General features: G+C 39.1%; 24 protein-coding genes and 1 pseudogene. 6 read left to right on the forward strand and 19 right to left on the reverse strand.

Annotation, left to right across the window (positions count from 1 at the left end; translation table 11 throughout):
• Nucleotides 1–17: 17 nt before the first annotated feature.
• From B3E00_RS03310 to B3E00_RS03335, 7 genes and pseudogenes are all read right to left on the reverse strand, one after another.
• Nucleotides 18–1229 carry a FecR family protein gene (locus tag B3E00_RS03310; RefSeq protein ID WP_293884716.1) on the reverse strand — a complete coding sequence of 404 codons (1212 nt, stop codon included), beginning with the start codon at nt 1227–1229 and terminating at the stop codon, nt 18–20.
• 153 nt (nt 1230–1382) lie between these two features.
• Complete coding sequence (locus B3E00_RS03315) at nt 1383–1955, reverse strand: RNA polymerase sigma factor (RefSeq protein ID WP_293884715.1); 573 nt, start codon at nt 1953–1955, stop codon at nt 1383–1385.
• 596 nt (nt 1956–2551) lie between these two features.
• Nucleotides 2552–2773 carry a PDDEXK nuclease domain-containing protein gene (locus B3E00_RS22215; protein ID WP_414711836.1) on the reverse strand — a complete coding sequence of 74 codons (222 nt, stop codon included), beginning with the start codon at nt 2771–2773 and terminating at the stop codon, nt 2552–2554.
• Nucleotides 2724–3110, reverse strand: a pseudogene (locus B3E00_RS03320) (DUF1016 N-terminal domain-containing protein). Before B3E00_RS03320 ends, B3E00_RS22215 begins: the two are co-directional and overlap by 50 nt.
• A 163-nt stretch (nt 3111–3273) precedes the next feature.
• Nucleotides 3274–3480 (reverse strand): helix-turn-helix domain-containing protein, encoded by a 207-nt coding sequence (locus B3E00_RS03325; protein ID WP_223580226.1) that lies wholly within the window; start codon nt 3478–3480, stop codon nt 3274–3276.
• A gap of 1 nt (nt 3481) precedes the next feature.
• Entirely contained in the window at nt 3482–4018 is a 537-nt protein-coding gene (locus tag B3E00_RS03330) for a DUF2975 domain-containing protein (RefSeq protein ID WP_293936924.1), read from the reverse strand.
• Between the two features lie 242 nt (nt 4019–4260).
• Nucleotides 4261–4707 (reverse strand): nuclear transport factor 2 family protein, encoded by a 447-nt coding sequence (locus tag B3E00_RS03335; RefSeq protein WP_293884711.1) that lies wholly within the window; start codon nt 4705–4707, stop codon nt 4261–4263.
• A gap of 350 nt (nt 4708–5057) precedes the next feature.
• Between B3E00_RS03335 and B3E00_RS03340 the strand changes: the two genes are divergently transcribed.
• A complete protein-coding gene (locus B3E00_RS03340) occupies nt 5058–6101 on the forward strand; it encodes a hypothetical protein (RefSeq protein WP_293936925.1) in 1044 nt (347 codons plus the stop codon).
• Nucleotides 6102–6248: 147 nt separating this feature from the next.
• Here the strand turns inward: B3E00_RS03340 and B3E00_RS03345 are convergent, their stop codons facing one another.
• On the reverse strand, nt 6249–7061 hold the full coding sequence (locus tag B3E00_RS03345) for a hypothetical protein (protein ID WP_293936926.1): 813 nt from the start codon (nt 7059–7061) through the stop codon (nt 6249–6251).
• 718 nt (nt 7062–7779) lie between these two features.
• Here B3E00_RS03345 and B3E00_RS03350 point away from each other — a divergent pair.
• Together B3E00_RS03350 and B3E00_RS03355 are read left to right on the forward strand one after the other, a co-directional pair.
• Nucleotides 7780–11235: a TraB/GumN family protein gene (locus tag B3E00_RS03350; RefSeq protein ID WP_293936928.1), complete on the forward strand. Its 3456-nt coding sequence runs from the start codon at nt 7780–7782 to the stop codon at nt 11233–11235.
• A gap of 117 nt (nt 11236–11352) precedes the next feature.
• On the forward strand, nt 11353–12312 hold the full coding sequence (locus tag B3E00_RS03355; RefSeq protein WP_293884707.1) for a hypothetical protein: 960 nt from the start codon (nt 11353–11355) through the stop codon (nt 12310–12312).
• 57 nt (nt 12313–12369) lie between these two features.
• Here B3E00_RS03355 and B3E00_RS03360 read toward each other — a convergent pair whose 3' ends face one another.
• Entirely contained in the window at nt 12370–12672 is a 303-nt protein-coding gene (locus B3E00_RS03360) for a hypothetical protein (RefSeq protein WP_293936930.1), read from the reverse strand.
• A gap of 263 nt (nt 12673–12935) precedes the next feature.
• Nucleotides 12936–14549 carry a family 43 glycosylhydrolase gene (locus B3E00_RS03365; protein WP_293936933.1) on the reverse strand — a complete coding sequence of 538 codons (1614 nt, stop codon included), beginning with the start codon at nt 14547–14549 and terminating at the stop codon, nt 12936–12938.
• A 308-nt stretch (nt 14550–14857) separates the two neighbouring features.
• On the opposite strand from B3E00_RS03365, the gene B3E00_RS03370 reads away from it, so the two are divergent.
• From B3E00_RS03370 to B3E00_RS03380, 3 genes are all read left to right on the forward strand, one after another.
• Complete coding sequence (locus tag B3E00_RS03370; protein WP_293936935.1) at nt 14858–16126, forward strand: ATP-binding protein; 1269 nt, start codon at nt 14858–14860, stop codon at nt 16124–16126.
• A 78-nt stretch (nt 16127–16204) separates the two neighbouring features.
• Complete coding sequence (locus B3E00_RS03375) at nt 16205–16525, forward strand: hypothetical protein (RefSeq protein WP_293936937.1); 321 nt, start codon at nt 16205–16207, stop codon at nt 16523–16525.
• Between the two features lie 24 nt (nt 16526–16549).
• A complete protein-coding gene (locus B3E00_RS03380) occupies nt 16550–16915 on the forward strand; it encodes a dienelactone hydrolase family protein (protein ID WP_349681457.1) in 366 nt (121 codons plus the stop codon).
• A 16-nt stretch (nt 16916–16931) separates the two neighbouring features.
• Here B3E00_RS03380 and B3E00_RS03385 read toward each other — a convergent pair whose 3' ends face one another.
• The 9 genes from B3E00_RS03385 to B3E00_RS03425 all read right to left on the reverse strand — a co-directional run bounded on the left by B3E00_RS03385 (nt 16932) and on the right by B3E00_RS03425 (nt 26581).
• Nucleotides 16932–17564 (reverse strand): hypothetical protein, encoded by a 633-nt coding sequence (locus B3E00_RS03385; RefSeq protein ID WP_293885478.1) that lies wholly within the window; start codon nt 17562–17564, stop codon nt 16932–16934.
• A 268-nt stretch (nt 17565–17832) separates the two neighbouring features.
• Nucleotides 17833–19209: a Y4yA family PLP-dependent enzyme gene (locus B3E00_RS03390; RefSeq protein WP_293885476.1), complete on the reverse strand. Its 1377-nt coding sequence runs from the start codon at nt 19207–19209 to the stop codon at nt 17833–17835.
• Between the two features lie 9 nt (nt 19210–19218).
• Nucleotides 19219–20967, reverse strand: a complete 1749-nt coding sequence (locus B3E00_RS03395; protein WP_293885474.1) for an FAD/NAD(P)-binding protein — start codon at nt 20965–20967, stop codon at nt 19219–19221.
• The gene (gene sbnA, locus B3E00_RS03400; protein ID WP_293885472.1) at nt 20964–21944 is read right to left on the reverse strand and encodes a 2,3-diaminopropionate biosynthesis protein SbnA; all 981 of its coding nucleotides are present in this window, start codon (nt 21942–21944) and stop codon (nt 20964–20966) included. The genes B3E00_RS03395 and sbnA overlap by 4 nt, the downstream gene beginning before the upstream one ends.
• Before the next feature lie 440 nt (nt 21945–22384).
• On the reverse strand, nt 22385–22714 hold the full coding sequence (locus B3E00_RS03405) for a metal-sulfur cluster assembly factor (RefSeq protein ID WP_293885470.1): 330 nt from the start codon (nt 22712–22714) through the stop codon (nt 22385–22387).
• 40 nt (nt 22715–22754) lie between these two features.
• A complete protein-coding gene (locus tag B3E00_RS03410; RefSeq protein ID WP_293885469.1) occupies nt 22755–24014 on the reverse strand; it encodes a hypothetical protein in 1260 nt (419 codons plus the stop codon).
• A 1-nt stretch (nt 24015) separates the two neighbouring features.
• Entirely contained in the window at nt 24016–24843 is an 828-nt protein-coding gene (locus B3E00_RS03415; RefSeq protein ID WP_293885468.1) for a DUF2249 domain-containing protein, read from the reverse strand.
• 14 nt (nt 24844–24857) lie between these two features.
• Nucleotides 24858–25784: an iron-sulfur cluster repair di-iron protein gene (gene ric / locus B3E00_RS03420; RefSeq protein WP_293885466.1), complete on the reverse strand. Its 927-nt coding sequence runs from the start codon at nt 25782–25784 to the stop codon at nt 24858–24860.
• Nucleotides 25785–25813: 29 nt separating this feature from the next.
• Nucleotides 25814–26581 (reverse strand): ABC transporter permease subunit, encoded by a 768-nt coding sequence (locus B3E00_RS03425; RefSeq protein WP_293885464.1) that lies wholly within the window; start codon nt 26579–26581, stop codon nt 25814–25816.
• Nucleotides 26582–26586: the final 5 nt, after the last annotated feature.

Raw genomic sequence — 26586 nt, forward strand, 5'->3', positions numbered from 1 at the left:
CTATCTTCTCATCAGCGTTAGTTTAGCACATATATCCTCCTTCCTTTACGTTCGAAATGTACGCCACCGGCGAAAGCAATTGTTTTCAATAGTTTATCGATATTTTCATAGCGGGAGATTGTCCCGGAGAAGTGCTGTCCTTGCAGCTGATCTTGGTAACTGACCTCGACATCATACCAACGTGCGACCTCGTCCATGACCGTTTGAATGGATGCATTATCAAAAGCAAAATTTCCATTTTTCCAGGCAAGACTATAGAACGGATCAACTTGCTCCTTTTTCACGCTCTTACGGCTTTTATTGAAGACTACCTGATCATTGGGCGCAAGGACCTGTTCTTTCAAAGCAGCATCGGCATAAGAGAGCTTGACTTTTCCTTCTACTAACGTGGTAACGATGCGATCACCAAAACTCTTGATGTTAAAATGCGTTCCAAGCACCTCGAGTGTCTGTGCTCCACTTTGCACAGTAAAAGGTACCCTTTTGCCTTTATTATCCATTTTAGCCACTTCAAAATAGGCTTCACCCTCGAGCTGCACCGACCGAAACTTCGCATCAAATCTTACAGGATATGTGATCTTACTGCCTGCATTGAGCTGAACCAGACTTCCGTCCGCCATCTTTAACGTATATTCTCCCCCTCTAGGGGTTACGACTGTATTGTAGACAATGTTCTTTGTTGGTGATAAGTTGTCTTTAAGACGATAACTGATTTGACCTTTGTTATCTTTGGTAATCAAATATTCTCCTTGATCAAGCACCGTATCCGCACGGAGTAAACTGAGGTCGATCTCTTTTCCATTTTCAAGAATGATCATGGCTTTATCAGACCCCGGTACGATCGACACATTAGACAGCAGCTCTTTTGGCTGCGTATCCACTGCATAATAGTTGTGGTAGCCCCAGAGCGCTGCACCGAAGAATGCAAGAAAGACTGCCGCAACCTGCCACCAACTTCTTCTGAAATTAAAATGACTATCTTTAGTCTTTTGGGGAGTAGATGCCGCTGTTATAATTCGGGGATCAGCCATTATATTTTCCAACATCCGATGTGGATCGGGGTATGTTGCAGGCTTTGCAGAGTACGAGTTCTCCCGCCAGACTTTCTCCCAAGCCTGAAAAAATACGGGATCATCCATTAATCCTACAAGCAATTCCTGTTCTTCTTTGCTGGCTTGATCAGCAAGATATTTACGTATTAATTGGCTGTATTGTTCAATTTGGTTCATTCCTTTGGATCGATTTCAACTACATAATCGCGCGAACCTTGAAAAAGTACCAATTGAAAAATATTTTTTTTATGGATAGTAGATGATCTATTTTTTTTAGCCTATAGGATGGCTAATGCACTTGCAAAAAAAAGAGATGCCAACCCGAGCTGCTCAGAAAAAAAAGATAGACAGGATTTTGTCCAGCTTAAACCGCACAAATTTCGAGGCGAGGCTGAGGTGATTGCGCACCGTATTTTTGGAGAGCCCTTCTTCATCGGCAATTTCCTGATAAGATTGATCTTCAAACTTGCTCCGCCGGTAAATTGCCTGTTGCTGCGGCGGCAATTGTTCAATAATGGATTCCAGGATGACCTGCAGCTCTTTGCCATCCAACTCATCCTGCAACGAAAAACTTTCAGGCCAACTGTGCTGAAGAGACTGCAGATAGTTGGACCGGACTAGCGATTTACGGAAATTAGATATGGCCATTCTCTTTGAAATAGCAAATAGAAAAGGAAAAATGGCTTCCGGACCGGAAAGCTGCATTCTTTTTAAATAGAATTCAATGAAAACTTCCTGTGTGACCTCCTCCGCATCACTGTCACTTTTGCAGAGTTGTCTGACTTTAAAATAAATAATCGGCTGATAATAATTGAACACAATACTAAAAACACACTGATCTCCGGCTTGTAATAGGAGAAAATCGTCCATTGATATGGAAATATGTTTCAGTCCAACGATCATGAATTCGGTATGTTTAATTGATGCAAATTAACCTAACAGATGTTAATTTCATATAAAATTAACATTAATATCCATAATTATGAGTTCAGTCGCCTTATAAAAAAGCAGTACTCTCCATACTCTGCAGGTTTGGCTAACTTAAGGTTTGATATATTCTTGATAACTCTTTTTGATGTGCAGGATAATAACATAGTCGGACATGTATTTCGCTGTATCAATATTCAGACGATACAACTGCATGAAAGTTTGTAGAGAGTCCCTTCTAAGGACCGTCAAATTTTGAACCATACGTTTTGAAAAGGTACTATAAAGATACCGTTCTTCCTCTTCCTTTATTAATTTCTGTTGGAGCTTGGATTGAGGATTAGTTTTTTTTTCCCATCAGAGAAATAACCGAAAGCACATCAACACTTATCAGCGAGGCTAAACCAGCCTTTTCGGGTATCCTTAAAACAGAACAGCTACGAAATAATGAGTTTTGAACGGATGAAGATTAAGCTGGTAAAGAAGAGGCTGGAGCGGCTGAAGGTATTTTATGAATGAATGTCCTTCAATGTCTAAAACTGATATAACTATTATCAGCCTGTTCAAATAATTCATATAACTTTTGTTGAAGTAAGCTTTTTATCTGGTAATTGTGTTTTATATTCCGCTAATAGTGTTGGTGAAAGACTTCGGCTCAAAGCATACTCAACCCCCTCACTATCTTTATCTTTACATAATAGAGTACCAATACTTGCATTTTCATTGGATCGCTTAACGTGTCGATCAAGAGCCTCTAGATAAAAATTCAACTGACCAAGATGCTCGCGCTTCAATTGTCTTGGTACGACTAAAAATTAGGACATTATTTGTCCAACTCAATTCTCTCGTCAATGCCGAGAGTCTTTCACTGCTGCGATAAGTTTCGTAAAACTGTTTCATTCGCCAAAGATTCTTATCTGAAAAGCCTTTCATTCAGGTTCGTGCTGTTTAATGAAAAAGAGCAATTAATTCTTTGACGACCGACTGTCCCCATTCGGAAATTTCAATCCACGCGCTAATATACTTTCCAATACGCCAATATAAATTCATTAATTCCGTATTAACTGCCTTAATAGCTTTAGATTGAGATTCTTTAATAAACTGAATAATTTCTAAAAAACGCTGCTCCATGTATAAAGGATTAAACGAAGTCAGCTCTGGACAGGTTTACGCTTGCTCTCGATATTCTATAGGGCTCATTCCATTAAATGGAGTTTTATCCGTCTATTGTTGTAATATTCAATATAGTCATTAATTATAAGAAGTCTTCTTTTTAGGATCCTTCTTTCATTCCTCAACCCTCTACAAATTCCAAGATGTCTCCCGGCTGGCATTCTAACACTTTACAGATTGCTTCCAATGTGCTAAATCTTATCGCTTTGGCTTTTCCAGTTTTTAATATTGAAAGATTTGAAAGTGAAAGATCAACTTTCTCTGATAGTTCGTTCAATGACATTTTTCTCTTAGCCATCATGACATCTAAATTTACAATTATCGGCATCTTATACAGTTAAATCGTTTTCGTTTTGCAATTCAATTCCTCTGCTAAAAATAACAGATATCATATAGATTACCGCAGCCATTAAAATAAATGCTTGACTATCGGTCCAGAATTGATGTAAGCTCCCGACTTCGTAGCCCTTTCTTATAATTCTACCTACGGTCTCTTGTGCAATATAACTCAACAGCCCAATTGAAAATGTAAAATAACTGATTTTTGTAATTTGTTTGGAAACTAAATTATTGAAAGGTTTATTCATATCCAATTTGTGCATCATTTCGACCACCAGATAAAATAAATATGCTTTCAATACTGCAATGACAAGGATAAAAGAATAGATTGTGTAAAAATACATTTGGCTTTGCCTGTACATAGCCGACAGATCAAGTTTTTGATAGAGTTTTCCAACAAATTCCGGTTTGAAAATACTGCAAACCAAATTAACAATAATGGCTCCTGCTTCGATAGATAATCCAACAAATATGATCCAGGCGATTACGAATAATCCTTTAAAAACGATGTTGTCCATTTTTTTCATAATTGATAAGTTTTATATTTAATGCAATAATAATAAATATTTAGCGATTATAACTAAATATTTATTGTTTTTAATATAAAAGACACTTATAATGTATTACTTATCCAGAGGATCAAATTAAAACCTGCTGTGTAAGAAAAAGGTCAGATAAAGAGTCTGATTAACATCATGCCATTTTAACATTAAAAAAGCCATATCTTCAGATATAGCTCTCTAACATATTTTTATTTTAAGCGACCTACTTATTTATACGAATTGATTGATTTAGATACTTTCCAGTCATTACCAACACGCTCCAAAGTCACCAGATCAGTCTTGGTGAAGTTTTCAAATTTTAAAGTCACCTTAGCGACCATATAGTCTGCAGATTCATCGATGATATCGGTTTTTACTGTACAGTTCAGCTTCTCGCCTTTTTGCTTTTTCAATAATTTAACTACCGCATTACGGCTATAATTTCGTGCATTGGAGGCTTGGATCTTTTGATTGAAATCTTCCGCGAATAATTGCTCTATTCCTGCTGATTCTCCCTCCGTCATTACCGCAACATAGTGCGCTAAAGCGAAGTCCGCTGATGAAAGCTTAACGTCTGTTTTGGTTACTTTTGCTCCTGGTCCTTCAGCTGCCATAGCGAAAGTTGATACTGCGATTAAAGCTGCTGCTGCAAAGGTCTTTACTAGAGTTCTCATAATGTCTTTATTTTATTGTGTTAGTTTTTCATCTAAATAATTGGTTCTTCATTTGTAATAAAGCTATCATGAGTATTTTCAATCTATGCTCATGATGGTTTTTGTTCTTATTTGTTGATTCAAAACTACAACACAATACGCCCCTAGTCTATGGGCGTTAGACTAACAGACCGGAAAACTCGGTAAATGGCGGAAATGGGGAGTTGAAAGTTATCATTCGAAATATCGCTTCAATTCAGCTATATTTAAATAGAAAATTACAAAGGTCAGTGAAGCATAAAACGAGAGGTGTATTTTTAATAACTCCTTATCTGCTGACCATTTGGACTATTAAATAATAAGAAAATATCATGTGCAAAATAATAACCATATTTACTTTCTTAGCCGTATCAGCCTTTCAACTTATTGGTAGCTGCTTTGCTCAAACCAAATATGTTGTATTTGATCAAGACATACTAACCGATTCATTGGATGAGCATTTATTGTGCAAAAGAACATATGCAGAAATCGAATCCGACAGTACCAATTTCCCAAATTTAACTATTTATAATTTTCTGTTTAAAAAAAGCATAATTACTGATGATTCAAATCAAAAAGTATTTCAGAATTTTATAAGCTTTGAGCGCGATGGGAAAAATTTGCCCGTTGATATCTTAGTTACAATAACGCCGCTGACAAGGTCTAAATTTGAGGTAAAAAATATCTCGAAAGCCATTGTTAATAATGATATAAAATTAATTTCTTCGGACAGCCTGCTAAGAACCGCTGCAAAAGATATATTTTATGCAACCTATGCTCCTTTAGGTATTTTTTCAGAGACGCCATTACTCAATTTGAAAAGAACGGATTATAAAATCGTAATAAAGCGGAAAAATGAATATTTCCTAGTCGACAACGAGACCTTAACTGAGTCCTATTTTATAGGTAAAGGCAATATAGAGCCATATAGAATTAATGCAGCGGGAATATATCCGCAGAGTAGGAATTTTTCAAAACAAAGTTATCTCTCTACTGAAAGGTTAAATATGCTAAAAGGGGGAATTATAAAAGATACTACCTTATATTTAAATAATCAAGGCCGAACTATAGTGATAGATAGATTTTGGATAAATGAACCTTACATTCCTTTTACAAAAAGTGCAGGCCTAAATAAAGGTAACGATTGGTATGCAGTAGAAGGGATTGGAGATTTTGAGTTCTATTGGGACAATGGAATATTAAACGGTAATTTTTTGGACTATTTTAAAAAAGCCAAGTTAATTTATATGCCCGATAAACAGCTCAATAGGAAACTGAACCTTTTTTATAAAACAAAGAAAATAAATGGAATACCACTCAAAGATTTTTTTAAAGACAAAGGTTTGGACAACACAAATTTGAAAACGATATTATAGCTAGCAATACCCAATTTTTCATTGACGTTGCACAGTTCAGCTTTTAACCTTTTTGTTTTTTCAGTGAGATACTTTCTAGTCATTACCTACAAGCTCCAAGATTAACAAAAGGTTTAGAGAGTAAGGCTCAATGATATAGTTATCGTGTTATTGAAAGTATTCAATAACACGATAACTACCATCTTGATATTTATCGAGCAGTTCTTTTAAATAATACTTGTGCTGAACTCCGGTTAAGACAACTATTTTTTTTCCACTATACTGATTAGCATGTTTGATGATATTAATAGCCATTGTGGTATTTCTTAGGTCCCAAAAATTACACCAAAGCTGATAACCATCTCGGTAAGATATCTTTTGACCGTTTGGCTTTACTATATATTTCTCTTCAAAAATTGCTTCGGAATTAGCTATTTTGGGGATCTCATGATGCTGAAGAGTCTGTCTATATCTATTTAAAGTTTCAAAAGCGACTGAATTCAATGTCTTGATATCTGTTTTTGAAAAGTTAAGTAGCGCTTTATTCGCTTCTTTATATTTCTCATAGATGGCTTTATTGGTATCACTTAACTTACCGACTTGATACAAGCTATCGATAAGCTTTACGGTAAGGTAATCAGCCGGGACCATACCCCTATCTTTTCGGTACTGATTTCTACCCTCGAACTCGAATGGTAAATTGCGTGTTTCAGGATATTTTTTAAGATATCGTAATGTAGCAGTCTGCTCATTGGATGTTAGACGAATTTCCTTTGCGTAATCTTTTATCTGCTCGCTATCATTTTCTTGCAAAAGTATATCAGGCCTGATTTTATCTATAATTTCAAATAGCATACCCGGGCTCAAAATGGCGGAGGAGTCATGCACTGTGCCAATGATATAGAGTTCTGTCTTAATCGAGGTTTGAGCTTGTGCCAAGTTTAAAAACAAAACCGATAGACTTGCAAAAAGATATTTCATTAAAAACGGATATTTAGGCATTGTTAAAAGTGATACTATCAAATATAACAAATTCAGCACATAAGAGAAAATTTTCACCCATTTGATAGATGTATAGAAAAAGAAGACGAAAGAATGGAAATAGGAATGTAAAAAAAGGTAAGAGTATTTTTTTATTTCTAGTTCTGTTAAAGATGTCCTGCCTGAATAGCTCAAGACCAAAAGTATTCTAGAAACCTTATATAATGGTCAATTATAGGCCCTTTTCAACATTAAACCCATGTTTTGTAAGAAATGATCATGTGGAATTGCATAGATTAAAACATGTTCATATTGTCGATTATTGCTCACAGAATCTATGTTTTTTTGATCAGAAAGCCTTTTTAGATTAGTATCAATAGCATCCGGATCGCAGCAATCAGTAGTTTTCTTTTTTCATGACATGGAATCCGACGTGTAGATTGATATTATGCTGTCTCATTATCCACCCATGGGTTATACGGCACAATACGCCCCTAGCCTAAGAGCTTTAGACTAATGACTAGCAAATTTGGCGAATGACAGCAATGGGCAGCTGACTTCGTTATGCTATTGTGCAGATGCAGAAATTTATCTATTTTTAGGAGGCGTTATCTGATTACGAGCTCTATACCTGATCTAAAGGATAATCGCTGTAGGAGTAGTATGTCAACTATTGACCACATCTTCTAGAAACCATAATATTATCTATTTTAATCACATGTGTAAATCTATTGGATCTACAAAATCTGCACAGCTGCTATCACTGCTCCTGATTTCCTGTCTCGTACTAGTTGGACATAGTTTACGTGCCCAGCAAACAAAGTACAGTAGCTTTTTATGGGAAATCACCGGAAACGGCCTAAGCAAATCCTCCTATTTACTCGGATCAGTTCATTTAAAAGACAGGCGCCTCATCAATAATAATGATTCTATATTTGTCGCTATCACCAATACGGATGCTTTTGCCCTTGAAATACACCCCGACACACTTTATAAAGAGATTTGGGATATCCGACTCAACAAGCGTCCTTCAAGCAAAAAGATCGAACTTACCGATGTGCAAAAAAAAGAGTTTGTACAACGCTATAAAAAGAAATATGGCGTGATGCCTGATTCGCAGCAAATGGCATCCCCTTATATGGCGGAATACCTCTTGAATCCTAGCCACGATAAGCCAGACGACATTACGGCGGTGCTCGACGCTTATCTTTATGGAGTGGCGCGATCTCAGCGAAAGCAAATTATCGGTTTGGAGCCAATGGCTAATCAACGTGACCTGAGAAACAGTGGAGGTTTAGTTCAGCTCAAAAATAAAAAAGACAGTAATAATTATTATCAACACTTTGAGCTGCTGATGCAGCTCTATAGCGCAGGAAATTTGGACAGCCTATGGAAGGTCATATCACCCAATATCGATATCGAGGAAATGCAAAGCAGGAATAACACCATGCTAAATAATATCATTGCCCAACTTGACAAGGGTACAGTTTGCGCCGTAGTGGGCGCCGCGCATCTACCAAGCGACATCGGCCTAATTCACCTGCTAAAGCTCAAAGGCTATAGGCTCCGTCCGGTAATGACGAGAAAAACAAACCTAGCCGCCAAATATAAAATTGACTACAGTACAATGGAATGGGCCGCTCACACGGATTCAGTGTATGGGTATGCAGTGTCTCTTCCAAAGGGTTATGTCCATAAGACAAGGATTCTTGGTGGAACCAGCATGATGTATGGTGATCTGAGTACGCAAACAGAACTGATGGTATCAGCAGTATTTGTCGGCGGGTTGAACGGATTGACTGCGGAAGCGTTTCTCAAACAGGAATATGAAAAAAGAACGGCAAATATAAAACACCAAATTGTATCCGAAAAGCTCCTCGAAAAGAATGGTATACAGGGTATGCAGATTATTACCGACCATGATCATATACTGACGAAATGGGAGTTTTGGTTAAAAAACAACACTTTATATACTTTATCGGCATTTACCAGCAATGGCCAACTGGACAGCTACCTATCAGACCACTTTTTTAATAGCCTCACAATCCTGAATATTGCGCAAGATACTCACCTCGGGGAATCCATATATGAAACTGGCGCCTTTGCAATCAAAATGCCTCCGAAGACTCAGTATATTTATCAAACGGGTGAGGAGTTGCTGGGTGATGAGAAGCTCCAGTATGGTATATACAGTTACTTTTCAATGGATAGAATCCGAAAAACACATTATTTGGTGCAATACCATGATTACCCGATTGGCTATACCATGACTGACAGGGCTTTGGTACTAAAGGAACTTCACAAAAATGTAGCAAAAAATCCGGCCATCACGATCACATCTTTTGAGGCTTGTAAAAAGGATAATGCCATTGGTGCAACCCTACGCGCCCAGCTGGAAAAATCAAATCTTTTTGCGCAAACCTGGATTCGTGGCAACCGTATCTATCAGGTTATGCAAGAAAATCTGGACAAGGAAAATAAAGAAATGGATAGCGCTTTTTTCAGCTCTTTTCGGATGATTCCTTTCAAAAGACCAGCATGGGAAGATTATACACTAGATCATGTACAACTAAAACTTCCTGCTACTTCACTAATCAAAGTAAATGACGTCGATACAACTGAACAACTGGATAGAGAAGTTCAGGTATACGCAGCCGCGGACAGCAATTCGAGTACAGCCTTTCTTCTGGAAGTAAGCAAGCTTCCAAAATATTTCCGGTTAGAACGAAACGATAGTCTATATTCAGAAATACAAGCGAGTACAAAAAAACAGGCTGAAGAATTAGTCCGCTATGATACACTACGTTCTGGTAGGATCACTGCTGCAACCTATACATATCGGGATTCACTAACAGCCAACTACCACAAAAAAATCATTTGGACAAGGGGCAATATGTCCTATGCGCTTGATGTGATCGGTACGCAAGAAGCTATTGAACAAATGGATCTTGACCAGACAATCAAATCTGTCCGCTATAAGGACAGCATTACAAATTTTGATCTCTACAGTTCAAAAGCAGCAATGCTACTTGCAGACCTGTATAGTCCAGACACGTTGGTTTCACGACAGGCAAAAAAAATATTGGGACTCAATTACAAATTTGCCAAGGACGATCTTCCGTTAATATACGAAATACTGGGCAAAAAAAAGACCGATGATCATCAGAGTGATGGCCTACGGAGGACTTTAATCTATAGCTTGGTAAATAATCATGATGAGCGCAGTGTACCGACTTTAAAAAGCTTACTCTTAGATCCGACAACGACAGATCTGATCAAAATTGCTATCTTACCGACCGTATGTGACATAGATTCTACGCAATTAGGTTGGTACGTCCAGGCATTAAACAAGTATCGCCCTGATGCCGGTTATGATGTATGGCGCTTGTTGCAGCCTCTGAGCGCTGCGCGAAACTATGTGGCCCACAATTTGGAAAAATTAATACCACTCTTTTCTGTAAACAGCTATCGGCCTACCTTATTGAATATTTGCTTAAAAATCGCTTCGGACAGTACAATGCAACAAGCTTACAGAATGATACATACCTATTTACCGGATATAATGCACTATTTCGCTGAGGACTTATCGCAATTAACTTCCGAACAGAAACTGGCCGCTAGTTTCAATTATTATTCCATAGCAGATTATGTAAAAATAATGGCGTTGTACAAACAAAAAGATCTGCTCCAGAAATTTAGGCTACAGTTGCTCGCCGACGAGCCAATAGGTTACCTGCGCGCAACAACTGCCTGCGAGTTTTTGGTCCTGGACCTTCCAATTCATCAAAGCCTATTGGACAGTATCTACGCCAACTTATCGCAAAGGTATGTACTGATGAATGGACTGAAAGCTAAAAAGTGCGAACATTTGGTACCGGCTAGTTATAAAGCACAAAACGAAATTGGAAAGATTGTTGTAAACGAATACCTAGAATCCGAATGGGATACATACCCCTTGCAAATTGATTATTTAGGTCAGTTAACAGAAAATGATAAGCAATATATGATCTATAGCTTTAAAACGGAAGGCGATAACCAGCGCTATCTCTCCGTTTATATGCCAGATCCAGAAAATAGTGAATGGACGTATAATTTTGAAAACTGTTATTCCGATCTGGAACCGATTAGCAATGACTGGAAAACAGAGGCACTCAAGCTTATTCGTACAATGTAAACCTATGTAATCACATCAGCCGGATGAATATGCCCTCCAAAAATCCTAGTATTCGTGGATTGACACCTCGCGTTATTTGACTGAAATTAGGGTATGTTGAAATTAATAGAAAAACGAATGAATACAAGAGCTATCTATTTTTTCTTAGCGTTGTTCTTTGCGCTAGGCTGTTCAAAAGATTCTGATACTGGTCAACCTGATGGAGGTATAGCACTCTCTGGGAATCTATTCTTTCAAAATTATGATGGGCACACGTCAATCACTCTTCCCGCAATGGAGAAAACTATCTGGAAAAAAAATTCCACCTGGTACAATTGGGATATGACGCTTGACCGCCACATCTTGGAAATGCAGAGCGGTATAAATGATGGCAAAGCGGATCATGTTAAGTTTACTTATCGGCGATTCGATAACCAAACGCCTATACATCAGTTCTACTACCGCCCTATAAAAGGAGGATCCATCTATGTTTCCGCAAATTTATCACCAGATAAAAGCTTATTTTGCATTGCTCCAACATTTGAAGAGGGTTTTGTCGTTCTCGATTCGCGAGACGGGAAATTGATAAAGCATCTTGAAAATATTAATAACGAAAGGATTTCACGCAATACCCCTTTTTGCTGGTTACCGGACAACTCACTGATCATCAGGTGGAAAAATTCACTAGTTCGATTTCCAGCCCCTTATACAGAAGGAGAGGTTATCAGGGAATTTCCAACAGAAGATTTCTACCATATCACAGCAAATTCACAAGGAAGTAAAATAGCCATGATTTATGAAAAGCATGTTTGGGTATTTGATCTTAAAACCAAGGAATTTTATCAGGTCACCGCAAGCAATAGTCAGGAAGCATCTCCTGCCTTTTCACCTGATGGTCGATTCGTCGCTATAAGTACGGGTGTAAAAGTCATAGGGGTTCCCGGCGGCGTACCATCCTATCAGGGTTACATGAAGATTGTTCCTGTTGATGGGAGGACTTACTCGGTAGATACGGATGGAAATGGTGTTATTCCGATTATAGCTGCAGGGAAACGAAGTGCAGAGGCTTTAAATGGACCCGTCGTATGGACAGAATGATGTCGTCACTGTATGAATAGCGATAATTTTATTTACTGACATTTTGTTGGACAACCTTTATTCGCGCTCTAGGATGACTAAAATATATCCATCCTTCTGATGATAGTGTACGTCATCCAGCTTTAGTTCTTCAATTGTTGTGCCGCCACAGTTCTGATTTTTAGAAGTTTTTACGGTAAATGGAAAGGATTTTATCGTCGACAGGAATTTATACTTTATAAATCCTTCAGTCCAGCCAACTTTAGGAAGTATAACGCGATCATCGCTTTGTATATCATACGCTACGAGTTTGTTTTCACGATCTCCCAGTTCTTCGCGAAACTCAAAGTTGTTTTTATTAAGTTGGCCTGTAGTAATCAAGTTTTTTCCTTCAGCATTTACAAACTCAAACACTACGGGCTCGGGGGGTGTGAAACAATCATTTTTTTTACATGCTGTTATCGATAGACAAAGACATGTAATTATCAGGTATTTATGTATCATGTTCATAAAATGACTTTAAAATACATCCGCAATAGAATACACTTAATTTTTATATTTTCATGACGAAAATTATGCCAAAACGAGTCTATTTGTTTGGGAGAAACTTATTTAACGACCTTATTATTTAATCCCATTGTGGGTTATTTAGCGCGAATAAGCGTTACATCATCTATATAGCAATAAGCATTCGCCTTTCCTCTGGCAATAAAACCGACTTCAACGCGCCCATTTTTTACGGATATATTCGCTAAGGTAATATCATTCCAATTTTGATCCGCTTTGCTCAGTTTTTGTTGATACTCTTTACCATTACTTAAGGCATACATATATAAATCCGCAAATCCGCTCCCGCGTTTAAATTTTGCAGATAAAGTATATTTTCCATCCGCTAGTTTCACCTCCTGGCTTGACTGAATAATTTGTGAAACCTTGCGTTTAAAATCTACTTTATCATTAATATGCAGACTCTTTTCACCGATTACCTGCTTTCTATCCTCGGTAGTATTGCAATAATTAAGCACGGGAGATAAAGAATCACTAACAGCGATTTTATTTCCCTTAATGATACTGGTTTGCCACCCCAATAACTGTTCCTGAACAGGTTTAACTGGACTTGGTATATGTCTTCTATCGGCCTCGAAACTCCCGTTCTTAACATAATTATTATCACCATTCACCAGCCATTCTCCTGTTGTTGGATGAAGACTCCATGAACTTAAGGAATTAAAAATAGGCTTTGAGCCATCAAAGGAAAGGGGACACCACTGGTTATATCCTAAACCATTGCCCGCAAAATTAGCCCATCTGTCACCACAATATATCACTGTTTGCTTTTTAGTCCCTTTTAGCGTAACAAAAAATCCTGTTTGCGTGACATGGGCATAATCTGCCTCTGTGCCTTCCATGATCAGCATCTTATTGGTTGGCGTATATGGACCGTAAATATGATCTGAAACTAAGTAATAAGCAAAAGAGGAATCCCAGCCGTATAAGTTGGAGGCGAATAAATAGTATTTTCCATTCTGTTTGAACATACAGTTCCCCTCTCTTCCCTCACCTTTGAAGATCATATTACAATCCAGTAGTCCAACTTTACCGTCCTTTATACCGATCTGTGAGATGTAAATCTTGTTCCTGCCTCTTCCATAAGAATACACCAAGTATGACTTTCCAGTATCCTCATCGGTGAATACCGTTTGATCGCCAGTGTTGCTTGTTCCTATCATAGCAGTCATATCGATGCGCCGGTGCCATTTAAATGGACCGTTGGGACTTTCCGATAAGGTAACCAATAATTGATCATTATGTTGGATCAGCAGCGCATACTTGTCTATTTCCTTGATGTATGCGACACCTAAACGTCCTGCCCAACGTGTCTGGGTATAATTTCTATTAAGTTCATCAAGAGTCAGTACATCTCCGCGAGAGGTCCAGTTTACTAGATCCGTAGACACATAACAAGTGACAGAAACAAAATTATCACGCTCAGGGGTGACACTAGGATCAATTCGGTATTTTTCCGATTCTTGATATTTTGCTCCATACCAAAAATATTTAGTCTTCCCATCTTCAGGGTCTTTGAAAGAAAAAATGCCTCCCCCTTGGCTATATATAGGACCTCCATCTTGGGTGTCCCAAAAAATATCATTTTTAATCTTCAAAAATCCATTTGCAGAATCTGACTGACCTTTCGACTGCGAAAATAACAGGCAAAGGATAAAAGAAACTAAGATGTGTTTAGATAAGGTAATCATAGTTTTGGTCCAATGGAAAAATCCAAGATAAAGCAATAATTCCTAATAGCCATCATGTACCAACCTGTACCTTCCCAAACGTATAGTTTTACCGTCGCACTCCAAGATGACCATGTAGGTATTGGTGAAGTTTTCAAATCTCAAAGTTACTTTAGCGACCATATAGCCTGCCAATTCCGCAAGGAGCACCTAGTCTTTCATATGCTTCAAGATGAAGAATTCTGAAATATTGTCTAATTACTATTTTCTTTAGTAGAATTATAAAATAAATGATAATTTTAATAGATTTGACATAAAGGTCAATTATCATGAGGAATAGTACAAAGATCACAAATGCAAGCATAGAATCCGCGGGTTTACCAAAGGATGCTAAGCAAGCCATTGCTGAATATATATGGAATGGATTTGATGCTAAGGCTACAGCAGTATCCATTGCTATTAGGAGTAATGAACTTGGCTACATCGAACACATTAGCATCAGTGATAATGGAGAAGGTATAGCACCGGATACATTGGACTATTCATTTGGCAACTTTCTGGATTCACTCAAAAAAGCGCAACCCAAACGTACTTCCTATACACGGGGCAAAAAGGGAAAAGGGCGATTCTCATTTTCCCTTTTTGCCACCCGTGCCACTTGGCATACTGTGGTGGCGCAGCATCAGGGTCTGATAGCGTACACATTAACCATAAATAGAGATACTAAAGAAACATACGATAGCTCCGAATCGCTCCCATCCCAGTACCAGCATACAGGAACTACTGTTTTACTCGATGGAATATTTGGCCTAAATGCTATGACATTCGAGTCGCAAGATTTTAAGGATTTTCTAGCACAGGAATTTGGCTGGTTCTTGTATCTAAATAAGGAGATGGGCTACAATATCACCATAAATGGTAATCCGATCGCCTATCAGCAGCTGATTCAGGAGACCGATGAAACCTCAGTCACGATATATAGTCCCCAAGAGAATTCGTTCGTATTTAAGATTAATTATATCCGATGGAAATATTCTATTGGGGACCGTTACTATTATTATTTCCTGAACAGTCATAAAGTGGAGGTAACCAAACTGCTGAGTAGTTTTAATAATAATGCTATTGAATTTCACCATTCGGTTTATGTAGAGTCGGCTTTTTTTGACAGTTTTGAAATGTCAGATATGACGCTATCTACTGAAGGAAACTTATTCAGCGAGAAAGAACAACAAGTAGTGTATCGCAAGCTCTTAGCTGAATTACGTGATATGCTGGAAAGAAAACAGAAGAAATATGTCCGCGAAAAAGCGGTGGATATCAAATTAGAAGAACTCACACAGAAGAATCTTTTACCCCACTACGGGCATGCTGATTCTGATAGCGATCGTAAGGCCAAGTTACTCCAGCTGGTGCAGGAGCTATACATTGCTAATCCACGTGCTTTTGTCGGTATCAAAGCTGATTTAATTAGGACATACTTAGGCTTCTTGGATCTCTTGCTACAAACAGATCGTAAAGCAGAGATATTACCCATCATTGAGCAGGCAATCCCCCTATCGGATAAAGAACGGGAAAGGATAGGAATGATATTGCGGTAAAAACATGAATAGATTGCAGTAAACTTCTCATCTTCTTCCAGTATGACTTGTCAAGAACCCATCAAAATTTATAGTAAGATGTTCTATCTTTATCCTCAACTGATCGCAATAATCGTTGTCGCTCTCTTTACATCACAGTCTATTGCCCAAGAAAAGCTAAAAGTCAATTATAAACACCTAACCTATCTCCCTAAAAATTACCATACAGATACGTCCACACATCCATTGGTTATCTATCTTCACGGAGGATCTCAAAAGGGCGATGATCTTGAAAAATTGAAGATTTATGGCTTACCGTATTTAGTAGATCAAGGAAAGGAATTTGATTTTGTAATGGTTGCACCACAATGTCCGGAGGGTAGATATTGGTCTACGGAAAATTGGTTCGACTCGCTTTAAAATGAAATAACCTCAAACTACCGCATCGACAAGAGTCGTGTTTATGTGACTGGAATAAGTATGGGTGGATATGGAACCTACGCTGCAGCACTGGATCATCCCGAAAAAATTGCGGCAATTCTCCCATTGTGTGGAGGAATAAATGATAGCGATACTACTCGCATTTGCACGCTCAGAGACATCCCCATCCTGACCTATCACGGAACGGCGGATGACCAAATCTCCATATATGAAACAGAAAGGATAGTCAACTCTCTAGAGGAGTGCAATGGTGAAATTATTTTCCACCGTCTTACAGGAAAAGGTCACAGCATCCAGTACCTCTATGAAACTGAGCCCTGGATTTATGAATGGTTATTGATGCACCGCAAGGCGATAACTAACGAATAACTTTACATCCACGCTATTATGCTATATTCCAATCTTTATTTAAAATTATCTCGGGATTGCTTTTCACGGCTTCATCGGTTAGATTTTTCACTATAAAAACGTTACCGAATAGGCGAAAACGATAAGTCTTTGCTATCGTTTGGATATATACCGAAGCAGTATATCCCTTGTAATAAGAATGTTTTACGTTAATGGCGACTATATCTTTAAAAAAAATGGTAGTATGCTTAAATAGATAAAAAAAGCACACAGTACCCTCTTTTATTATATAAGATGGCATAAATTTCTCATAAAACGGAGCCATATTATTGACCTTTATCAGCTTTTCCATATCTGTTTCTGACAGCGAATTAATTGACTGCAGATAATTATTGGTCATTTTTTTAACAAAAAAAATGACTGGAGTAACAATCATTAAGGCAAAGCCTAAAAGAACCAATGCATAAATATAGCTGTCGCTTATCCTTGCATTATAACGATCGTCACCCAAAACTGCTTTTCCATAAGACATCGTTTCCATCATTGTACCGATGAAAAAAACAACCGGAAGTATAAGTGTTACCGACAGCATAATGCCAATGATGATTCGACTTCGACGTAGTAAGCCATCTGTAAAAAACTCTTTCCCTGTTTTTGCTTTAATGTTCATAAACTTTGCTTTAGTAGCCTCGCATGTCCAAAAAGATTTGTATACTCGTTATTCTGCATATCCGATTCCAATACACTCATTTAAACTTACCTAAAGTTTTATCTGCCTACTCCACCGTTTAATAATCGACAACTAGCATTTGTGATTTGTTTTAAATATTCAATTACCATAAGAAAATATTGCTAATGTCAGTAAGGCGGCTTTAACCACACTATTAGGGAACTCGGGGGCTACATCTAGCTACTTCATAGAAATCTTTAAATGTTGACTAGATGAATACATTCTTTGCAAGTTCGAAGAGGTGTGCTTCCGATTCGTAAAAATGCATCATGTAACCCGCTGTGTTGGGAAAAAGGATAAGATCTCCAATTTCGGGATATTTCTGCAGCTTAATTTGTCGTTTGAGAATCAACTCTTGTTCGAGACAATAACTGCCGACAAGATATGCATAACAGGGTTCATCTGAATCATCACCTTGCTGTTTGGGTAGATGAAGAGGATCCAATAAAAAGTCGGCACTCGAACTACGCAGCTGTGTACGGTTCATTTCCAAACCCACAAGCAGACGACCCTCGCTATCTTTCTTACGAAAGGCCACCTTTGCCACCGTACAACCTACTTGATCCAACAATGAACGACCAGGTTCCATGCGTAATTCCAGCCTCCGATCTGTAAAGAGTCGGTGTATTGGGAGTCCATAGATGCTGGAACGGGCTGTAAGAATCTGCTCTAATAATTTTTCCTTGTGGATCTCATTGAAATATGGATATACAGTAGGTTCGCCATAAAGCTTATCCTCGATCTTGACCATACCTAAGGCATCATTCTGGTAAGTAAGTTCAGGTCGATTTCCTAGCAAGGCTTCACGTAGTGCTGTATGAAAGGATAACCATTCTTGTTCCGATTTAAGATAATTCATCAGGATACCCCCGCCAATATCGAGAGATCGCGTGTGTATTCCTAAGTCATGCAATTCATCAATCACCTGTACTGACTGTTCAATGGCAGCAACACGTTCGTCAATTGAATAGCCATTAAGATGAAAATGCAGCCCGTTGTATTTGACCTGAGGATAGCTTTCTGCCAAACGTTTTATGCGTTCTGCAACGCTATCGATAGTAAAGCCAAAACGTGTTGGTAGTCGTTGGCCATTGACAAGAAATCCTCCCACACGTATATTAATCAGCATAGGTTTCCCAAATGTTGCGGCAACATCCTGTGCCAATTGCAATTCATCTTCGTTATCCAGTACAACGGTAACATTATACTTTAATGCCAATTCAAGGAGTTGTCGATTTTTGACTGCAGCAGTCAGCACGAGTTGCTCACTGGCTATTCCCGCATCAAGGCATTGCTGTAGTTCCCTAAGGCTTGCGGTATCCACGCCTTGGCCGGCATCCGCTACGGTTTGAGCGAGTTGCAGGCATTTATTTGCTTTACGGGCGAAGAATATCTTGTGAATGACATTATACTTATTCAGCACAGCTTGATAAGCATGGATATTTTCATTTAAAGGCTTAAAGTGATGTATATTGACTGGTGATCCGTATTGTTCAATTCGTTCAAAAAGTTCTTGGGGCTCTTTGGTAAGATGATTTACCCAAGGATGCAGAATAGGTGTTAAAGAAAAAAAAGTGGTGTTCATGCTGTGTTTCTATAGTGTTCGGATTGTATCGTCTACCCAATAACAGGAAGTATCGTTTTTTGTTCGTGACAAGGTGTCGTTGTCGAAGAATACGCCTTCGGTATTAGCCCCATAGCAGTAAATGGGCACCTTGGCCAAGGTATTGCACTTGCCACGCTGATCCATGGACAAAGTACCAGGAAAATAAGATTCATTTCGATGGGGACAAATTAGCCCTTGGCTTAAAAGTGTATCATATAAAGCAGCATTATGCTGATGTAAGGAGGGTCTGCCTATGCGTGCATCGATTAAGGTATTAAAAGATGTAGCTTTTCCATTTTCGTCACAAACGACGAAAACACTCCCCACTTCTTGCCATCGAATGGTCGGCTTTTTTAAAGGCAAGAAACGGATGATACCCGCTCTTGCCAAGGCTAATATTTTTTCCATATTGGCAATCGGCGGACCATAGCTTACGCGGTTGAAAGCACCGAAATAATACTGATCCAACTGCTGTTGCGAATTGCCGGTAAACCCTACGGAAGAATATAATTCAGCAATATATGGACATATCTCAGACCACACCGAAGCAGCCGCCATTAATGGGCTATTCTGTTCACCTTGCTGCGCCTCCTCAATATTATTCTCGATATAGCGCAATATTTCCTTCTCATTCGTTAAGTTGGGTTTTAAAAGTTTATGTAATGTAAAACGTTGTTGTAAAGGGATCGCATTTATTAAGCTTTGTAGACGTTCGAGGTCGTTCTCGTTGAATTGGACAGCATAATAACGAAGTTGAATTTCCTGCTCGATTATTGGGAGCATATCTTTCTCAAAATCAATTTTTGTAGACTGTTGCATCCATAATTTAAACTTCGAAGCATTTAATAAATATAGCGAACGTTTTTCTTGATACTGTGGACCACGACAAAGTATAGGTAGGGAAGTTCTTGAAAATGAATAGATCAATGGTTCCTTTCCTGAAGGACAATATTCTCCGTTATCATCAAAGGTGCCGCCGCGTCCTTCAGTAAGAGCCAATGCAATGTCGATGAAAGTAAGTCCCATGCCGGTAATACCTACTTGGGCATCAGAAGTAATATCATCATATTTTGACACCGGATATGGACTTCTGATAAAATTTGCCATTGTGACTTCAGATTCAGTGATTAGCGGCGTGTTATTGTAACAATGTCCTGTAGCGAGCAATATACTTGCAACATCCCAACTCCCCGTGTTGGTTTCAATCCTTGCCTTAGAATGCTGTTCCGCTATTGCCACAACAGGTTCTGCGATAAGCTGAAGTTGGACATTTGCGGGGAGCTGCCGCATCGTCTCCTTAGCTACCCACTGCAAATAATAGCCCACCAAAGCTCTCGAAGCAAAGTCAGTTGGCTGGACATCTGTATCTATACACTTCACCTTACTGAGCCACTCCATAAAACTTTGTTGATCTTCTTTCTGACTATACTTATCATGAAAAGCATTCAAATGGCCAATACAGTAATTAATTAACAGGTAATCAGGTTGGTGTATACTGTAGTTTGGGCCGCAACCAAATAGTTCATCTCTGTTGAACCATAAAACTTTACAGGGTTTTGTAGCTTGGTGGAGACGCATACGGTTAATGAAATGATTGAGTCCATACAAACCCTTCGGCCCACCCCCAACAATGGCAATTGTATTATCCCCGTGTGGCTGCAATTTTTTTTGCTCTCGTTCTTGATAATAGGAATATAGGTCTCGTTGTGGATTAATGTGTTGCGTATTCCAAATCATACCAATACTTCTTTAAATGTCTGCTCTACCCATTCCTCATTGTATATGGTATCGAGATAGCGCTCGCCACTATCCGGGAAAAGCAGCACTACTGAAGAGTTTGTCGGGATCTGCTTTTTTAATTTATGGAGTGCAGCTACTAGCGCTCCAGAAGAGCCTCCGATGAGCATACCTTCGCGTTCGCGCAACAATTGACAACCTTTTACAGCTTCAAGATCTGAGACTAATGTATAATGATCAATCTGATGCTTTTGCAAAAACGCAGAGGGATGGCTTGCTCCCATTCCCGGAATATTTCTAGCGTTCGGCTTATTTTTAAAAAGAATGCTACCCACTGCGTCAACGGCAATCAACTTGGTGGTAGCAGATGCTTTCTCAATCGCGTCGGCAATGCCGCGGATTGTACCACATGTACTGGTGGCAACCAGCATATAGTCGGGGGCGGCATGGAGTTGACTGGTTACTTCACGAAATATACCTTCATGCGCAATATGCACATTTGGATTACCGTACTGATTCGTCCAATAACTATTGGGAACTTTATCCAAAAGGTCCTGCACTTTTTTTAGACGGTTGCCGAGGTAACCCTGATTCTCATCTTTCTCATTTACCTCGACGATATTTGCACCGAAAGCATTCAAAAGTTTCCTTGCGTGCTGGTTAATATGCGGGTCTACAACAATATAAGAATCGAGGCAAAGCAACTTACAGAGCCGCGCCAGTGCAATACCCATATTTCCAGAGGAAGATTCAATAATAGTCGTTTCGTTATTAATATCACCTTTTCGAATGGCTTCAAGTAAAATGTTTGTAGCCGACCTATCTTTTACACTACCACTAGGATTACCCATTTCCATCTTCGCATAGATTTGCATACCTAGACTGGAACTGAGCGAAGATAGCGATGTTAATTGCGTATTTCCTATTCCCAATGCCAGGTTACTTATTCCCTTTACGTCACTTATTTGTAAGCCCATAGTTTTATATCTTCAGTTTTACCCTTAATGGTGACAATACGCTCCAAAAAAAATGCCGCATGCGCTATGAAATAAATATACAGGTAAGTATATTGTGCAAAGGGAGGTTTATACGGAGACCGACAGGTATTTGACCGTGTAGATGGGGTATTACCCTCGCGCTCTAAATTCACTAGGTCAGTCTTGATGATTGTTCAAATTTAAAAATTGATGAGAATCAGGCTTGAATTAGCAAGAGAATACAGAAAACTGAATAGAGAATCGGAATTTCAGAAGGAAATTTCAGCCGTTTCCGAAGGTCTTAATCCGTACAAAAAGGCAATGCTAAATATTTACATCGACAAATATTTACGGTAGCATACAAACCTCAGGCCGCAGACCAGCGATTAGGGAACTCCTTTAATGATGCGTATGGAAAGTTGAATTTATTCTTAATCAGATCATCCGCGATCCAATAGGATCTTTCCCTCCTCACTGATCCGATCCGGCGTCCAAATAGGCTCCCAAACGAGATTGATAACTATGGCTTTATTTGGGAATTGCTGTTGCAATGTGTTTTCAACACCTTGAACGATAGAGTCACCCATTGGGCAATATGCAGAAGATAATGTCATGGTTACGACAATGCAACTCGGATCAGTTAAATCAAGATGATAAATTAAACCCATATCTACGATATTGATTCCCAGTTCGGGATCCATCACAAGCATCAATGCCTGAACAGCTTTTAACTCCTCAAAGGCCTCGGGTTTTGTTAGATCAATTTTCATATTATCTTTCATTCATTATACAAACTGATGCATACTTTATTTATAGTGTTCTTCGATGAAAAACTACTTTAACGATATTAAAAACATATACAACGGCTAGTGCTACCCAAGTCCAGGCAGCACAATTCAGTAGCCACTTGAATTTAAAGGCCACAGCAATGGCCATAACAAAAAGTGCCAATAGGTAAAGGTAATATTGTATCGAAAGCAGCCGCTGACTATAAAGCTCCTTAGGCATAGGTATTTTTTTGGTTCCATTGAGATCTTTATAGCGCCAGTTCCAGATCATAAAAGGCAGGGTCTTAAAAGTCATTCCCAAAATAAGGCCTGTTATCCATCCAAAAAATAACCATACGAAATATAAATTAACCCAACTACCAAACTGCTGCTGCACAACCATAGGCAATGTGAAGAAAGCGAAAAGTAAACTCAAAAAGGAAATGAAACTATGTTTCATTGGAATATCCAAAATCTTACGTGCACGGTGTATATAACAGTCTACAACAAAAACAGCCCAGCATATAACTCCCAATAACACAATTACTCCAAAAATAAGAGATCTTAATCCCACAGGATGAGTATAGCCGTCCAATAAAAAAAGGACCAAGCCAAGGTTTATCAAAATGATCGAAACATAGAGCCACTTTGTTTTGGCAGATCGCCCCAACAGAAACATGGGCAGCATCTTTGCTCCTGCTCCCAGGATCAGTTGCAAAAACCAACCAACAATACCAACGTGGGCATGTAGCTTTAGAATATCGAGGTGACTTTTAGTTAGAAAACCATGAAATAAATTAATGGCGAGCAAAAGGCCTAAGGTTGTGGTAAAACAAAGCCAAAAGGCCGATAGCGTAAAGTAAAGGCGTAGTTCAAATAGGTGCTCCACATCTTTAGTAGTCATCCACAGCGTATAGAAGTATAGGTAGGAGCTGAGGGTAATCAATAAACCTCCAAGACACATGAGTAAACCGATCTTGAAATGCCAGAAACTATAAACCAACAAGCAGGTTCCCAATGTCAATAGGATATAAGTGGAAAATGCCAATCGGGAAGAGCTAAGCGGACGTTCGAAAATAACCGGCACCAGCTGATAAGCCGCCCCATAAATGACCATCGTCCCCCATCCCAGTGCTAGACTGTGGACAATAGCCAGCACTTTAGGTTGAAAATGGTGTCCAAAGAGCCCCCCTCCGGTAATGACGATCAGGACCGTGAAAATTAGAAAAAAAATGCCTGAAGTGATAAAGAATGGCAATACGACATATTGTTCAGGTGCTTTATGAATAGAAATATTTGCCATTTTATTTTACGGGATAAATTAACAGATGGACCTCTCCAGGGTGTCGATCATAGATGAAAATACGATAAGATAAATGATCAAGTTCTTCCAGCAGATGGAGCGGAATCTTGCGGTGTTTTATATAAGCCACATCATCGGCTTTCAGTTGGGTAAGGGCCTCAAGAATTAATTCCATCGGCTGTGGCATAGGAAGTTCGCTGACATCCAATGTAACCAGATGAAGCGGAGAAAGGCTCGTTAATTTCTGCTCAAAAAGTTCCTTCGGCACAAATGAAATATAATCGTCCTCAGCAGGCTGAACAGACAGAGCTGTATCATTTTTATAAAAGTAACTTCTGAATTCGCCTTCCGCCCATTCGTGGGTATAGCTTGGTACCTGGCGATCTTCCATTCGCCTGATCAATGGAGTGGGGACAAATGAATTGCTGATGCAAAGAATCCCGCCTGCGGCGAGTGAGCGATACAACTGAAAAATATCTTTTAACGGATCTTGACCCACTTCCAAGAGGGGTCTCACATCTAATATAACCGTCACTGCTGCTTCATCCATCCAACTTGGCCTTTCTACTGCATCGAATAAATTTATGGTTTTCTCGGCTTCATCTGACATCCAAACAAAGCCGAGCGGCACCAGCGCAGCTCGAAAATCTGCAACCGAACATCCGCCAATTTTTGCTGCTTCGCCTATGGAGACCCGAGGGGCCAATATTCGACGCAAGACCGGAATACGGATCTTGCGCAAGGGTTTGGCAATAGCGGCAATGGCTTCAATGCTCAAGACATTATAGCTGATGAGTTCTGAAATTTTGGTATGCTGGTTTATCCGCATGGCTTTTCTAGTTTTTAATTCACTTGAACACCGTAGCTCGCGAGCAACTTTGGAAATAAAATATTATTCTCCAGATGGATATGCTGCAGAAGATCGGATTCAAATGATTCAATCTGTGAAAATAATGACGTGTAAGAATTACAGGCATTGGCTGGCAATGTATAGTTTTCGGTAATTTTGCGCAGCTGCTGAAGCTCCTTTCCTGAATCCTCGTGTTCTGAAATCAAAAATTGAATGAGCTGATCCACCTGTTTGCTGGTCAATTCTTGTTCATTCTTGATTGCCGGAAAAAGCTGTTTCTCCTCTTTATCCAAATGATGATAGAGGTCATCAAGAAAAGCATCGAGTTCTTTGGACAAGCTGACCAGCTCGGGATGCTGCTGTGCATGCACATCGGCTACTTTATGTGCGAGTTCCTGAATAATCGGTCCTTTTTCCCGAACATACCGATGATGGACATTCTTAATATAATCACTTAAAAAATCGGTATCCCAATCTTTAAAATTTAGCGGCGGCCCCGCTATAGGAAGCTCTTCGGATTGATTTAACCGTCTGCGCAATTCAATTTCATTGAGACCAATACTATGAGCGGCCTCCTTAAGCGTCTGCTTACCACCGCAACAGAAATCTACTCCGAGCTGTTTTAAAACTTGGGCCTTGCGGATATCCGTGGCCGCAATATTGCCAACGGTTTCTAGTGTTTCGCTTTCCAACGGTTTGCCAAGGCGAACCTGCCAATATTCGGGTCCCGATTCCAGATAATTCCAAATGAGATCCTTTCCACGTTCACCCAACAACTGATAATAGAGCGGCTTGGGATCATGATCGTTTTTGATAATAAATGACTCGCCCGAATCCAGGGCATCGAAGTGATCAAATATGGTTGGGTGTTTAAGTCGAGGTTCTATATTGAAAACCTCCAATAAAGGTGATTTAATCATGATAATAGTATTAAATGGTAAATAAATTATTATAAATCCTTTTTCTTAAAATAGCGAATAGATAGTCCTAGAGGAATGATGCTCCAGAGCAACATGACCAACAGGGTGATCGCAATGCCGAATGTATTACCGAAAAACTCCCGAAATATCGCTCCTGTATAGCCCATCATGGCGGAAAGATCCACCTGTAATAAAATAAGGATGCGACTGATATCGATGGGATTGAGCATAGACAGTGCAATCATTCCATGTTCGATGGGATAATCCGCAAACTGAAATAGGATGAAAAGCACCAATGCGTCGAAAAGCAGCGTGAAATAAAGCCAAAGCAAAATTGCCAATCCTATCCCCTTCGACTTATCCCTGATCAATACAGATGTCCACATCGCTATGGAAACGAAAATCAAGGAAAGTAACAGTCCGCAACCGACCAAAGTAATACCCGAATAGCTAAATGCATAGATAAAAGTTGGTACGCCGACCCCGATAAAAAAAGCTAAACTGAGTGCACCTGCCAAACCCACATACAGGCTGCCCCAAATGCTTTTCCGTTGCAAAGGCTGGCTGACAAGACAATTGATAAACTCGGAACTCTGGTAGATATAGATGCCAGAAAAAACGATACTCATCAGCGGAACTACAAACAACACAATATTCAGTAGACTGAGTAATCCCTTTTCATAATTGTCCTCCATGCTGTATACCGTCATGGAAAGTACAAAGAGTAATATGGTGTAGCATAAAATGGTCTTGTTGCGCAAGAGATCCACAAAAACGTAGCGTATAATTTTATTCATCTTTT

Source organism: Sphingobacterium sp. UBA5996 (genome assembly GCF_002429765.1).
GTDB lineage: Bacteria > Bacteroidota > Bacteroidia > Sphingobacteriales > Sphingobacteriaceae > Sphingobacterium.

Bases quoted from the DNA above. Each gene is read 5' to 3' on its own strand.
- B3E00_RS03425 (WP_293885464.1), bottom strand. From the start codon at position 26,581: ATGAATAAAATTATACGCTACGTTTTTGTGGATCTCTTGCGCAACAAG.
- B3E00_RS03385 (WP_293885478.1), bottom strand. From the start codon at position 17,564: ATGAACATTAAAGCAAAAACAGGGAAAGAGTTTTTTACAGATGGCTTA.
- B3E00_RS03330 (WP_293936924.1), bottom strand. From the start codon at position 4,018: ATGAAAAAAATGGACAACATCGTTTTTAAAGGATTATTCGTAATCGCC.
- B3E00_RS03405 (WP_293885470.1), bottom strand. From the start codon at position 22,714: ATGAAAATTGATCTAACAAAACCCGAGGCCTTTGAGGAGTTAAAAGCT.
- B3E00_RS03375 (WP_293936937.1), top strand. From the start codon at position 16,205: ATGTTCTATCTTTATCCTCAACTGATCGCAATAATCGTTGTCGCTCTC.
- B3E00_RS03350 (WP_293936928.1), top strand. From the start codon at position 7,780: ATGTGTAAATCTATTGGATCTACAAAATCTGCACAGCTGCTATCACTG.
- sbnA (WP_293885472.1), bottom strand. From the start codon at position 21,944: ATGGGCTTACAAATAAGTGACGTAAAGGGAATAAGTAACCTGGCATTG.
- B3E00_RS03315 (WP_293884715.1), bottom strand. From the start codon at position 1,955: ATGATCGTTGGACTGAAACATATTTCCATATCAATGGACGATTTTCTC.
- B3E00_RS03365 (WP_293936933.1), bottom strand. From the start codon at position 14,549: ATGATTACCTTATCTAAACACATCTTAGTTTCTTTTATCCTTTGCCTG.
- B3E00_RS03390 (WP_293885476.1), bottom strand. From the start codon at position 19,209: ATGAACACCACTTTTTTTTCTTTAACACCTATTCTGCATCCTTGGGTA.
- B3E00_RS03355 (WP_293884707.1), top strand. From the start codon at position 11,353: ATGAATACAAGAGCTATCTATTTTTTCTTAGCGTTGTTCTTTGCGCTA.
- B3E00_RS03415 (WP_293885468.1), bottom strand. From the start codon at position 24,843: ATGCGGATAAACCAGCATACCAAAATTTCAGAACTCATCAGCTATAAT.
- B3E00_RS03345 (WP_293936926.1), bottom strand. From the start codon at position 7,061: ATGAAATATCTTTTTGCAAGTCTATCGGTTTTGTTTTTAAACTTGGCA.
- B3E00_RS03370 (WP_293936935.1), top strand. From the start codon at position 14,858: ATGAGGAATAGTACAAAGATCACAAATGCAAGCATAGAATCCGCGGGT.
- B3E00_RS03310 (WP_293884716.1), bottom strand. From the start codon at position 1,229: ATGAACCAAATTGAACAATACAGCCAATTAATACGTAAATATCTTGCT.
- B3E00_RS03410 (WP_293885469.1), bottom strand. From the start codon at position 24,014: ATGGCAAATATTTCTATTCATAAAGCACCTGAACAATATGTCGTATTG.
- ric (WP_293885466.1), bottom strand. From the start codon at position 25,784: ATGATTAAATCACCTTTATTGGAGGTTTTCAATATAGAACCTCGACTT.
- B3E00_RS03395 (WP_293885474.1), bottom strand. From the start codon at position 20,967: ATGATTTGGAATACGCAACACATTAATCCACAACGAGACCTATATTCC.
- B3E00_RS03340 (WP_293936925.1), top strand. From the start codon at position 5,058: ATGTGCAAAATAATAACCATATTTACTTTCTTAGCCGTATCAGCCTTT.
- B3E00_RS03325 (WP_223580226.1), bottom strand. From the start codon at position 3,480: ATGCCGATAATTGTAAATTTAGATGTCATGATGGCTAAGAGAAAAATG.
- B3E00_RS03335 (WP_293884711.1), bottom strand. From the start codon at position 4,707: ATGAGAACTCTAGTAAAGACCTTTGCAGCAGCAGCTTTAATCGCAGTA.